We start from the raw sequence: 12,939 nt of genomic DNA on the forward strand, positions 1-12,939 counted from the left end.
AAAAATCCCCATCTCTACAAAGCTCGGGGACGGCAAAGCCGAAACACAATCAGGTTAGCGACATAAAAGGGCTTCATCGCCCTGTTTTTGGGAATAAAACAAAATGTGTGGAATTGTTGGTGCAGTAGCACAACGGGATATTGCAGAAATACTGATCGAAGGTCTTCGTCGCCTGGAATACCGTGGTTATGACTCTGCGGGTATGGCTATCGTTGACAGTGAAAACCGCATGACCCGCCTGCGCGAAGTGGGCAAAGTACAGATGCTGGCTGATGAAGCAGATAAACAGCCAGTTATTGGCGGCACAGGGATTGCTCATACTCGTTGGGCGACTCACGGTGAACCAAACGAGCGCAATGCTCATCCTCATGTTTCTGAGCATATTGCTGTTGTGCATAATGGCATTATTGAAAACCACGAAGAACTGCGCGAAGAATTAAAAGCGCGTGGTTACACCTTCTCTTCTGATACAGATACAGAAACCATTGCCCATCTTATTCACTGGGAACAGCAACAAGGCGGTTCACTGCTGGAAGTGGTGCAGCGTGTGATCCCACAATTACGTGGCGCTTATGGCACCGTAATTATGGATAGCCGTCATCCAGATGTGCTGGTTGCTGCGCGTTCTGGCAGTCCATTGGTCATTGGCTTAGGTGTGGGTGAAAACTTCCTGGCATCTGACCAATTGGCATTACTGCCAGTGACTCGTCGCTTTATCTATCTGGAAGAAGGTGATATTGCAGAAATCACTCGTCGTACCGTTCGCATCTTTGGTGTACAGGGTGAAGCCGTTGAGCGAGAGCAAATTGAATCCAACGTTCAGTATGATGCTGGTGATAAAGGGGTATACCGTCACTACATGCAGAAAGAGATTTACGAACAACCGATGGCGATCAAAAGCACATTGGAAGGCCGTTTGAGCAATGGTCAGGTAAATCTGTCAGAACTGGGCGCTAATGCGGCGGAATTACTGTCACAAGTTGAGCATATCCAAATTGTTGCCTGCGGTACTTCCTACAATGCGGGAATGGTTTCGCGCTACTGGTTCGAATCACTGGCAGGTATTCCATGTGATGTTGAAATCGCTTCTGAATTCCGCTACCGCAAGCCGGCGCGCCGTAAAGGAAGCCTGCTGATCACCCTGTCCCAATCCGGTGAAACGGCGGATACCTTGGCTGCTCTGCGTTTGTCTAAAGAACTCGGCTATCTGACTTCGTTGACCATCTGTAACGTTGTTGGTTCCTCTTTGGTACGTGAATCTGAATTTGCCCTGATGACCAAAGCAGGGGCAGAAATCGGCGTGGCATCCACCAAAGCCTTTACTACCCAGCTAACTGTATTGCTGATGCTGGTGGCTTACATTGGACGCCTGAAAGGTGCGGATGCAGCACTGGAACAAGACATTGTTCATGCCCTGCATGCCCTGCCAAGCCGCATTGAAAGCATGTTATCCAAAGACAAGCTGATTGAAGCATTGGCAGAAGATTTCTCTGAAAAACATCATGCCCTGTTCCTTGGCCGTGGCGATCAATACCCGATTGCGGTTGAAGGTGCACTGAAACTGAAAGAGATCTCCTACATTCACGCAGAAGCCTACGCTGCTGGTGAATTGAAACATGGCCCGTTGGCACTGATCGATGCGGATATGCCGGTCATCATCGTTGCACCAAACAACGAACTGCTGGAAAAACTGAAATCCAACATTGAAGAAGTTCGCGCCCGTGGCGGTTTGTTGTATGTCTTCGCCGATCAAGATGCAGGTTTCACCAACAGCGAAAACATGAAGATCATCTCCCTGCCACACGTAGAAGAGTTGATCGCACCGATCTTCTACACTGTGCCCCTGCAATTGCTGTCTTACCACGTTGCCTTGATCAAAGGTACGGATGTGGATCAGCCTCGTAACTTGGCGAAGTCGGTAACGGTGGAGTGATGGTGTTGTAGTTAGCGGTCAGAGATCTGTCTTTCAAAGGCAGATCTCACTGTATTTGGGGAGTTTGCACGTAATGGATAACGGACTTATTATTCCTTTCTGAAAACAGATCATAGCTATTTTCACGTGATAAGCGATGTCTAAACTACACTCAATATATCTTCAAAATACGCACAATTTCGGTTGGTTTCATGCGACTTGACAACCAAAATTTCTATTGCCTAACCTAAGTGACTTTTGATTTCTTTATGTGATTTTTTTATTACTTGATCACGTTAATTATAATTAATTTTAAAATTATTATGTGACCAAAATGTTGTCACACTAAACGGAAAAGATATGAACCACAGCGTACATAATAAACTGATTTCTTTTATTTGGAACATTGCTGATGATTGCCTGCGTGACGTGTATGTACGCGGTAAGTATCGTGACGTGATTCTGCCTATGGTGGTGTTACGCCGTTTGGATACCTTGCTGGAGCCGACCAAAGAAGCGGTACTTGAAGAAGTTAGGTTCCAAAAAGAAGAGATGAATTCCACTGAGCTGGATGATGAGCCTCTGAAGTTAGCTAGCGGCTATGTGTTCTACAACACCTCTAAATGGACACTAAAAACACTGTTTAATACCGCAACTAACAACCAGCAAATTTTGCTTGAAAACTTCAATGAGTACCTGTTGGGTTTTAGTAATAACGTCAAAGAGATTATTGAATGTTTTAATCTAAAATCTCAAATCTGCCATATGGCGTCTAAGCAAGTGCTACTCGATGTGGTTGAAAAATTTGTATCACCATACATTAACCTGACACCAGAAGAGATTGACGATCCGGATGGTAATAAGCTGCCAGCCCTTACCAACCTAGGAATGGGTTATGTCTTTGAGGAGCTAATCCGTAAATTCAATGAAGAAAACAATGAAGAGGCTGGAGAGCATTTCACACCACGAGAAGTGATTGAATTGATGGTTCACTTACTTTTTGATCCGGTCGAAGGTTCTCTGCCACTCACCATGACAGTGTATGATCCTGCTTGCGGTAGTGGCGGTATGCTTACGGAATCGCAAAACTTCATTAAAGAAAAGTATCCAAAAGATAACCGCGACATTTACCTGTATGGTAAGGAAATTAACGACGAGACTTATGCCATTTGTAAGTCCGATATGATCATTAAAAATAATAACCCGGAAAACATCAGAGTTGGTTCAACCTTATCTACTGACGAATTTTACTCAGATTGCTTCGATTTTATGCTGTCTAATCCACCTTATGGCAAAAGTTGGGCATCAGAACAAAAGCATATTAAAGATGGCTCTGATGTGATTGATCCGCGCTTTAAAGTCAAATTAAAGGATTTTTGGGGTGTTGAATCTGACTATGATGCGACACCTCGCTCAAGTGATGGACAGTTGCTGTTCCTGATGGAAATGGTCAGCAAAATGAAGTCACCAAAAATTAGTCCATTGGGAAGCCGTATAGCTTCTGTTCACAATGGCTCTAGTTTATTTACCGGTGATGCAGGCGGTGGTGAGAGCAATATTCGTCGCTACATTATAGAAAACGATATGCTGGAGGCGATTGTTCAGTTACCCAATAACTTTTTTTATAACACAGGTATTACCACTTATATTTGGATACTGAGTAATAATAAATCAGAAAACCGTCGTGGAAAGGTTCAACTAATTGATACCAGCCTCTTATATCGCAAATTGCGTAAGAATCTTGGTAATAAGAACTGTGAGTTTGCCCCTGAACATATTGAGGAAATCACCCGTACTTATCTATCCTGTGCCACTGTTGAGCGTCAATTGGATGCTAACGGTGATCCTGTCGGAATTGCCAGCCAGGTATTCCGTAACGACGATTTTGGTTACAACAAGGTTACTATTGAGCGTCCTGATCGCCGTAAAGCAAAATTTACTCATGATGCTATTAATTCACTTCGCTTTGACAAACAGCTCAGTGATGTTATGTCGCATTTATACATTGAGCACGGTGATAATGTGTATGAGAAAGGTTTCCTGAAATCTATCGAAAAAGAGATTGTGTCTTGGTGCGAAGAAAATGAAATTAGTCTAAATACTAAAGCCAAAACCAAACTTTTGGATGTTAAACACTGGCTGTCACTCAAATCTGTATATGAAACTGCTGAGAAATTAATGGCAGCAATCGGAACAGAGGAATTTAGTGATTTCAACATCTTCAAATCACTAGTCGAGCAAGAGCTGAAAACATACCAAGTTAAGCTATCGGCTACTGAGAGAAATGCGATCCTGAACGCCGTGAGCTGGTATGACGAAACGGCGGCTAAAGTTACCAAAAAGATTGTCAAACTGACAGGCGATAAACTCAATGAGCTTTTGGACAATTACAAATGCGAAGTCACGGATCTACCTGATTTTGGCTTCTATCCGACTGGTAAGAAAGATGAATATATGACTTATGAAACCAGCTCTGATTTACGTGATAGTGAGTCCATACCGCTTAACCAAAGCATTTACGAATATTTTCAGGAAGAAGTGAAACCTCATGTTAGTGAAGCATGGATTAATTTGGATTCAGTGAAAATCGGATATGAGATTAGCTTTAATAAATACTTTTATCGCCATAAACCGCTTCGCTCACTCGAAGAAGTAGCATCAGATATTATCAGTTTGGAGCAGAAATCTGAGGGTTTGATAGCTCAAATATTAGGCATTTCTGTTGGGAAGGTTCAAGGGTAAAGAGACTATGATGTTAAGTATTGCAGAACTACCCAAATACGACTCATATAAGGATTCTGGCTTCATGTGGGTTGGTCTTATACCCTCAAGTTGGGAGGTATCTAAATTGGGTAGCTGCTTGTCCCCAGTTTCTATTAAAAATCATCCAGAACTTCCTTTGCTATCCATTACCAGAGAACAAGGTGTTATTGAACGTGATATTGAAAATCAAGAGTCAAATCATAACTTCATACCTGATGACTTAAGTGGCTACAAATTAATAAGGAAAGGCCAGTTCGGTATGAATAAGATGAAGGCTTGGCAAGGCTCTTATGGTGTATCGAAATTCACAGGAATTGTCAGTCCTGCATACTATGTTTTTACTTTTGCAAAGCGAATTAATCCTGATTTCTTTAATTGGGCAATTAGAAGCAAATTATATGTATCCTTTTTTGGCAGTGCTTCCGATGGAGTTCGAATTGGGCAGTGGGATCTTTCAAAAAGTAGAATGAAAAGCATTCCATTTTTGTTGCCTAACGAGAAAGAACAAGCCTTAATCACTAATTTCCTCGACAAAAAAACAGCACAACTTGATGAAGCTATCGCCATCAAAGAGCAGCAGATAGCTTTACTAAAAGAGCGTAAGCAAATCATCATCCAGAAGGTTGTGACACAAGGACTTGATCCTAATGTGCCGATGAAAGATTCTGGTGTGGATTGGATTGGGCAGATACCAGCACATTGGAAAATATCTAAATTGGGTAGATGCTTATCCCCGATTTCTATTAAGAATCACCCAAATCTTCCTTTGCTATCCATTACCAGAGAGCAAGGTGTTATTGAACGTGATATTGAAGATCAAGAGTCAAATCATAACTTCATACCCGACGACTTAAGTGGTTACAAACTAATAAAAAAAGGCCAGTTCGGTATGAATAAGATGAAGGCTTGGCAGGGTTCTTATGGTGTATCGAAGTTCACAGGGATTGTCAGTCCTGCATACTATGTTTTCACTTTTGTAATATCAATTAATCCTGCTTTTTTTAATTGGGCAATTAGAAGCAAACTATATGTATCCTTTTTTGGAAGTGCTTCCGATGGTGTTCGAATTGGGCAATGGGATCTTTCAAAAACCAGGATGAAGAACATCCCATTTTTGTTGCCCAGCGAAAAAGAGCAAATTTTACTCGCTAATTTCCTTGATGAAAAAACAGCTAAAATTGATGAGGTTATCGCCATCAAAGAGAAGCAAATCGAAAAACTCAAAGAATACAAAACCTCACTCATCAACAGCGCTGTAACCGGCAAAATCAAAATAACGCCTGAAATGGCTGAAGCATAAGTAGATAGGCATTATGTTTGTGGTTAATCATCAAATTAATCGTATTATTAGCCTGGTTAAAGCAAATCAAACAGGACTTGAGTAAAAACGTGGAATGGATGCGGCGGGGTGACAATAAATCCTCACGCATTCCATTTTCCTGTAAAGCCGACGGATTTATTAAAGGTATTGGGTCACAATTTGTTTCTTGGAATCTCGATTACATAAGTAAATTAGAATAATCTTTCAAAGGATCGTTGCAAAAGGTGGCATAGGCTCTGGAGCAAAAGAATTTTGGATAAGGATAATTGAGATTTATGGTCAGTAAAACTAACGAACAAGCATTAGAATCTGCAATTGAGAAGTTTTTAGTAGGGATTAGTTCCGAAGAATTGAAAAAAGGCTTGTCTGCCCAAGAGATGGGTTCTATATATTCTGTTGGAGCATCTTCAGATCCCACTACCCAAGTACCAAGTGCTGGGTATTCTATTGGAACACCTTCAGACTTCGACATGCAATATGCTTTGGACAGGCGATTTTTCTGGCAGTTTTTGGAAAAAACACAAAAAGAAGAACTTGCCAAACTCAAGAAAAATGCACCCGCCGATTGGCAACGAAAACTGCTTGAGCGTTATGACCGTCTGATTAAAAAGCACGGAGTTTTGCACCTTCTTAAGAAAGGGCTAAGTGTCGATGATGCACACTTTACTCTGATGTATTCAGTTCCTCTAGCCAGTAGCAGCGATAAGGTAAAACAAAATTTTACCGATAATATTTTCAGTTGTACCCGACAAGTACGCTATTCAATTGCTAATCCGCGACAAGAAATTGACATAGTTTTGTTTATCAATGGCATTCCGATTATTACTCTGGAGCTTAAGAATGCCTGGACAGGACAAACAGCAAGATACCATGGGCAAAAACAGTATTGTGAAGATAGAGATATTAACCAACCGCTACTGACTTTTGGGCGTTGCTTAGTACATATGGCGGTAGATACCGATGAAGTTTATATGACAACTAAGCTGGCAGGTAAAAAGACCTTCTTCCTGCCGTTCAACAAAGGTTACAACCTTGGTCAGGGTAATCCACCCAACAGTAGTGGGCACAAGACAGCTTATTTATGGGAAGAAGTTTTCACTAAAGAGAGCATTGCTAACATTATTCAGCACTTTGTTCGTCTGGATGGAACCAGTAAGGATCTCCTTGCAAAGAGAAAACTTTTCTTCCCTCGCTATCATCAGTTAGATGTTGTGCGTAAGCTAATAGCTCATGCATCGACCTACGGCGTTGGTCAAACCTATTTAATTCAACATTCAGCAGGTTCAGGGAAATCAAATTCCATTACATGGGCGGCTTATCAACTTATTGAGACCTACCCAGCTTCGGAAGCTGTTTCAGGTGGACGAGGTATAGAGCAACCGTTATTTGACTCTGTCATTGTGGTAACCGATAGACGTCTGTTGGATAGGCAACTGAGGGATAACATCAAGGAATTTTCTGAAGTTAAGAATATTATTGCACCAGCTCATAAATCATCTGAGCTTAAACAAGCGTTGGAAAATGGTAAAAAGATCATTATCACAACGATCCAGAAGTTCCCGTTTATCATTGACGGTATCGCCGACCTTAGTGACAAACGATTTGCCGTGATTATTGATGAGGCACACAGCTCTCAGTCTGGTTCAGCGCATGACAATATGAACCAAGCAATGGGTAAATCGTCTGTTGAAGAGGAAGAGGACGCGCAGGATAAGATCTTACAAGCAATGAAATCACGCAAGATGCGCGGCAATGCATCTTATCTGGCATTCACTGCTACCCCAAAAAACTCTACTCTAGAGAAGTTTGGTCAGTGCCAGAAGGATGGAACATTTAAACCCTTCCATCTGTACTCAATGAAACAAGCTATTGAAGAAGGCTTCATTTTGGATGTGCTGGCTAATTACACGACTTATAAAAGTTACTATGAGATTGAAAAATCAATAGCAGATAACCCAGAATTTGATACCAAAAAAGCGCAAAAGAAGTTGCGTGCCTATGTTGAGCGTAGCCAGCAGACTATCGATATCAAAGCTGAAATCATGCTTGAACACTTTATCCCTCATGTAGTGAATGCCAAAAAACTCAAAGGGAAAGGTAAAGGTATGGTTGTAACCCAGAACATTGAGACAGCTATTCGATACTACAAAGCAATTAGTCGTATCCTAGAAGAACAAAACAACCCTTTTAAGGTGCTAATTGCCTTTTCAGGTTCTAAAGAAGTCGATGGTATTGAGTATACAGAAGCAGATATTAATGGGTTTGCTGAAAAGGATACTAAAGATGAGTTTGATACAGATGAGTATCGCTTGCTTGTAGTTGCCAATAAGTATCTTACTGGGTTTGATCAACCCAAACTTTGCGCAATGTATGTAGATAAAAAGTTGGGCAGCGTTGTATGTGTACAAACACTCTCTCGTTTAAATCGTAGTGCGCCTGAATTAGGGAAAAAGACAGAAGACTTGTTTGTATTGGATTTCTTTAACTCAGTTGAGGATATTAAATCAGCTTTTGATCCCTTCTATACTGCAACATCATTGTCTCAGGCTACGGATATTAATGTTCTTCATGAGCTAAAAGATGAAATGGATGAAGTGGGGGTTTATGAATGGTATGAAGTTGAAGATTTCGTTACCCGTTATTTCAATAATGAAGATGCCCAAACATTGAGTCCAATTATCGATAAGGCGGCAGTGCGGTTTGACAGTGAGCTAGATCTTACACCTCAGGCCAAAGTAGATTTCAAAATTAAAGCCAAGCAATTTGTGAAAATTTACAGCCAGATGGCATCCATCATGCCTTATGAATTTGTGGCATGGGAAAAACTGTTCTGGTTTCTTAAGTTTCTGATCCCTAAATTGAATGTGGAAGATCCAGACGCAGAGGTTTTCGATAAATTATTGGAGTCGGTAGATTTGAGTTCTTATGGTCTACAACGAGTTCAGCTAAATCATAGTATTAAATTGGATGACTCTGAGTCAGAACTAGACCCTCAGAATCCTAATCCAAGAGGTGCCTATGGAATGGAAAAAGAGACCGAATCATTAGATGATATTATTCGTGATTTTAATGAAAAATGGTTTCAAGGCTGGAGTGCAACGCCTGAAGAACAAAGGGTTAAGTTTGTGAATATTGCTGACAGTGTTCGCAATCATCCTGATTTTGAAGCCAAGTATAAGAATAACCCAGATCCACATAACCGAGAGTTAGCTTTCGAAAAAATGTTGAAGGAAATTATGCTCCAGCGTCGAAAAGAGGAGCTGGAACTTTACAAACTGTTTGCAAACGATCCTGCCTTTAAGGTTTCTTGGACTCAAAGTATGCAACGAATTATTGGGGAGTAGGTAATTACCTTAATTGATACTGGGTCAACATTTTTGGGGTAGAGGCTATTTTTGTGCCACGGTGGGTCAATTAACGGATGAGATGATAAAGGCCTATCTGGAGCATCATATTGAACCAGTTACTTATCTGGTTAAGAGAATCTTTTTGCTGGAGAGGTCACATGAGTAATCATTATGATGTTTTGATCATATAGCGGAATCATACTAATATGGCATAATATCCAGATCCAACATGACAAGGTATAAAGTGAAATGGGTTACGGTTTAGATTTTCGAAAAAGAGTCCTGGCATACAAAGATAAGCATTCGTTGACTTTCGAACAAACGAGTGCCCATTTTGAGATTTCTATTCGTACCCTGTTCCGGTGGAGCCATAAAATAGAACCTTGCATGACGCGTGATAAGCCTCCCATGAAAATTCCTGATGAGGTGCTCATCGCGGATATCAAAAACTTTCCTGATGATTATCAGTGGGAAAGAGCAAAACGGTTAGGTGTCTCGCAGTCGGCTATTCATTACGCCTTGAAACGACTTCGGCTCACACTTAAAAAAAACATTAAAACATCCTCGTGCTGATCCTCAGCTTCGTCAGGCGTTTGTCGAGCGCATCAGCGACTATGAACAGGAAAGCAAACCGATTGTGTATTTGGATGAAAGTGGTTTCGCACAGTCAATGCCACGGGTAAGGAATTACCCGCAGATATCATAGTGACAGCCACAGGGCTGCAATTACATCTTATGGGAGGAATAGAACTTTTTATTGATGGACAAAAGCCACAAAGTCATAGCCAATTGTTATATAAGGGAACATTGGTACAGAATATTCCTAATTTTGCTTATCTGGTTGGCTATATCAATAATGCTTGGACATTAAAAATTGATCTATCAGCCGAATATATTTGTCGTTTGTTAAATGAGATGGATCAGCCGTCACACCAAGGCTGTCACACCACATGCGCAACCGGATGAAGTCATGGTTAATGAGCCTATTTTTGGCGAATTGCGTTCAGGTTATGTGAGACGTGGTGAATCTGGTCTTCCTCGTCAGGGGCGCCGCCAAAATTGGCATGTTTCCCATAATTATAAAAAGGATAAAGAGATATTGGGGCAAGCAATTGATGATACATCGTTACGGTGGAAATATATTCTTGCCATGGTAATAAACCGAGGGCAGTTCCTTTGTAGTAGATAATCACCAGTCACAAAGAAGAGATCTCTTACAGCGGTATTTTCTAAATTAGCGGTGCAAATCTCAATATAACTTAAAAATGGCAGACCCATCGCTTTAAAAGTTCTAGTGCTATAGCTCATAAATATACTTGCACCTTTTGCTATATTTTGTCAGTTTTAATGATATCAGTGGTATCAGATGAACATTTTTCAAGGCAGGGTAAACATGAGTAAGTGTGTAGGTTTTATCGGCTGGCGCGGTATGGTCGGCTCAGTATTGATGCAGCGAATGGTAGAAGAGCAGGATTTTGACGCAATAAATCCGGTTTTCTTCACAACCTCCCAGCACGGGCTTCCTGCGCCAGAATTCGCTGGAAAATCAGGTGTGTTACAGGATGCTTTTGATATTGAGGCACTGGGTGCGCTGGATATTATCATTAGCTGTCAGGGTGGGGATTATACCGATGAAATCTACCCTAAACTGAGGGCAACCGGCTGGCAGGGATATTGGATAGATGCCGCTTCTGCACTACGTATGAATGATGACGCTGTCATTATTCTTGATCCTGTTAACCTCCGACATATTCAAAATAGCCTGAATAAAGGTATCAAAACTTTTGTTGGCGGTAACTGTACCGTCAGCTTGATGTTGATGTCGTTGGGAGGATTGTTTGCCAATGATTTGATTGAATGGGCGTCGGTATCAAGCTATCAGGCCGCTTCTGGCGGTGGTGCTCGCCATATGCGTGAGCTGTTGGTGCAAATGGGGATGTTGCATCATCTGGTTGCTGAAGAATTAAAGACCCCTGCTTCCGCAATTTTGGATATTGAAAAACGTGTAACAGATTTTACCCGCAGTGGGGCATTGCCAACGGAGCAGTTTGGTGTTCCTTTGGCGGGGAGCTTAATTCCGTGGATCGATAAGCAACTGGAAAACGGGCAGAGCCGCGAAGAATGGAAAGGTCAGGCGGAAACCAACAAGATCTTGAACACAGGCAATAATGTGATCCCGATTGATGGCTTGTGTGTCCGTATTGGGGCATTGCGTTGCCATAGTCAGGCATTTACCCTGAAATTGAAACAAGATATCCCGATCCAGGAAATTGAAATGCTATTGGCTTCCCATAATGATTGGGTTCGCGTTATTCCAAATGATCGGGAGCTAACGATGCGGGAGTTAACGCCGGCAGCGGTTACCGGCACGTTGAATACACCTGTGGGTCGTCTGCGTAAGCTGAATATGGGACCGGAATATTTATCTGCCTTTACTGTGGGTGATCAGTTGCTCTGGGGAGCCGCAGAGCCTTTGCGCCGTATGTTACGTATTCTGCTGTAGAAAAGAGTTAAGTTTTTTATTGAAACACTGCATTTGTTGGGATAATGCCGTCATTCGTGGCGGCATTAATGATTTTTTCGCCTGTCGCCTGAATTTTTCATCAATATCAATAAATCAGTGTCGTTACCTAAAATGCCAGCGCCCAAGAAAACGGGCGCTGGCATAATATTAATGCTTTTAGCAAACGGTTGTACCCAATGTTAATGTGACACAACGAATAAACTCGGTACTGACCCCTTTGCGGTTTTCAAGGTCTATAACCGACGTCGTGTGGTATTTTGGGCAAATTTTATAAAGCAATTCAGGTGATATCTCTGCCCCCAGAGACTTAAGCACAGCAGAGGCCGTTTCGGGCCTAAAATTCATCCGGGCTTCATAAGCGGGAAGTGCATTACGGATTTTCTGGAATATCTCTTGGTTTTCATCCAGAATTTCTTCCAGGTTACTATCATTAACATGAGATAAAGCACGATCAAAGTCTGTTACACCCCGGAGTGCAAGAAGACTAATATCCATGTTATGTTTGGTTGCAAGTGAATCTGAGCCTGTGTTGGATTGGATTTTGGCATAGGAAAGTGATTTAATTTCATGGTGAATTTTACTTGCTACTTCTGGAATGAAACCAACAGCCAGTGCGATATTTTCAATTTCTTCATGGGTTAATGCGAACATTACACCTTCCCACGAATCGGTCAGTTCCATTGCCTTAGAACGGAGAGCATCGGCATTGTCGGATATACGACACAGCTCATTTTGACTCACCATCTCGGCCTCAATAATATGAGGTATGGTGGATGTTTGGGTAGTAAAATTTTGCATGATCTTCTCCTAAATGACATTACTAAATATATAGATATATAAATATGTAAATATCCCTACGGATAATGATACAGCTTCTGATAAATCGGATTATATGAATGAACTGGGGTATTAATTAACTTTATCAGCATACCATTGTCAATAATTTTTTAAGGCTGTTCTTATTTGTATTTTGTTATGTTACATATAATTAAATAGTAAGCGCGTGAATTATATAGCTAAATCATACCAATATGGCATAATATCCCAATCCAATATGACAAGGCATAAAGTG

8 protein-coding genes and 1 pseudogene are annotated in these 12,939 nt (G+C 41.4%); 8 read left to right on the top strand and 1 reads right to left on the bottom strand.

Annotated features, from left to right (window positions below; all coding sequences use genetic code 11):
* The first annotated feature begins 103 nt into the window (after positions 1 to 103).
* From glmS to asd, 8 genes and pseudogenes are all read left to right on the top strand, one after another.
* Positions 104 to 1,933, top strand: coding sequence for a glutamine--fructose-6-phosphate transaminase (isomerizing) (glmS, locus tag AAY47_RS14705; RefSeq protein ID WP_047770886.1), 1,830 nt, complete (start codon positions 104 to 106; stop codon positions 1,931 to 1,933).
* A gap of 339 nt (positions 1,934 to 2,272) precedes the next feature.
* Entirely contained in the window at positions 2,273 to 4,654 is a 2,382-nt protein-coding gene (locus AAY47_RS14710) for a type I restriction-modification system subunit M (protein WP_047770887.1), read from the top strand.
* A gap of 10 nt (positions 4,655 to 4,664) precedes the next feature.
* Positions 4,665 to 5,975, top strand: coding sequence for a restriction endonuclease subunit S (locus tag AAY47_RS14715; protein ID WP_047770898.1), 1,311 nt, complete (start codon positions 4,665 to 4,667; stop codon positions 5,973 to 5,975).
* A 296-nt stretch (positions 5,976 to 6,271) separates the two neighbouring features.
* Positions 6,272 to 9,340: a type I restriction endonuclease subunit R gene (locus tag AAY47_RS14725; RefSeq protein WP_047770889.1), complete on the top strand. Its 3,069-nt coding sequence runs from the start codon at positions 6,272 to 6,274 to the stop codon at positions 9,338 to 9,340.
* A 22-nt stretch (positions 9,341 to 9,362) separates the two neighbouring features.
* Positions 9,363 to 9,509 (top strand): annotated as a pseudogene (locus AAY47_RS20770) (transposase); the annotation flags it as partial.
* Between the two features lie 83 nt (positions 9,510 to 9,592).
* Positions 9,593 to 9,916 (top strand): IS630 transposase-related protein, encoded by a 324-nt coding sequence (locus AAY47_RS14730; protein ID WP_047770890.1) that lies wholly within the window; start codon positions 9,593 to 9,595, stop codon positions 9,914 to 9,916.
* A gap of 337 nt (positions 9,917 to 10,253) precedes the next feature.
* Positions 10,254 to 10,532 (top strand): hypothetical protein, encoded by a 279-nt coding sequence (locus AAY47_RS14740; RefSeq protein ID WP_152669815.1) that lies wholly within the window; start codon positions 10,254 to 10,256, stop codon positions 10,530 to 10,532.
* A 204-nt stretch (positions 10,533 to 10,736) separates the two neighbouring features.
* A complete protein-coding gene (gene asd, locus AAY47_RS14745) occupies positions 10,737 to 11,846 on the top strand; it encodes an aspartate-semialdehyde dehydrogenase (protein WP_047770893.1) in 1,110 nt (369 codons plus the stop codon).
* Positions 11,847 to 12,023: 177 nt separating this feature from the next.
* Here asd and AAY47_RS14750 read toward each other — a convergent pair whose 3' ends face one another.
* Positions 12,024 to 12,665 (bottom strand): hypothetical protein, encoded by a 642-nt coding sequence (locus tag AAY47_RS14750; protein WP_047770894.1) that lies wholly within the window; start codon positions 12,663 to 12,665, stop codon positions 12,024 to 12,026.
* Positions 12,666 to 12,939: the final 274 nt, after the last annotated feature.

This window comes from Xenorhabdus griffiniae (assembly GCF_001028135.1).
Lineage (GTDB): Bacteria > Pseudomonadota > Gammaproteobacteria > Enterobacterales > Enterobacteriaceae > Xenorhabdus > Xenorhabdus bakwenae.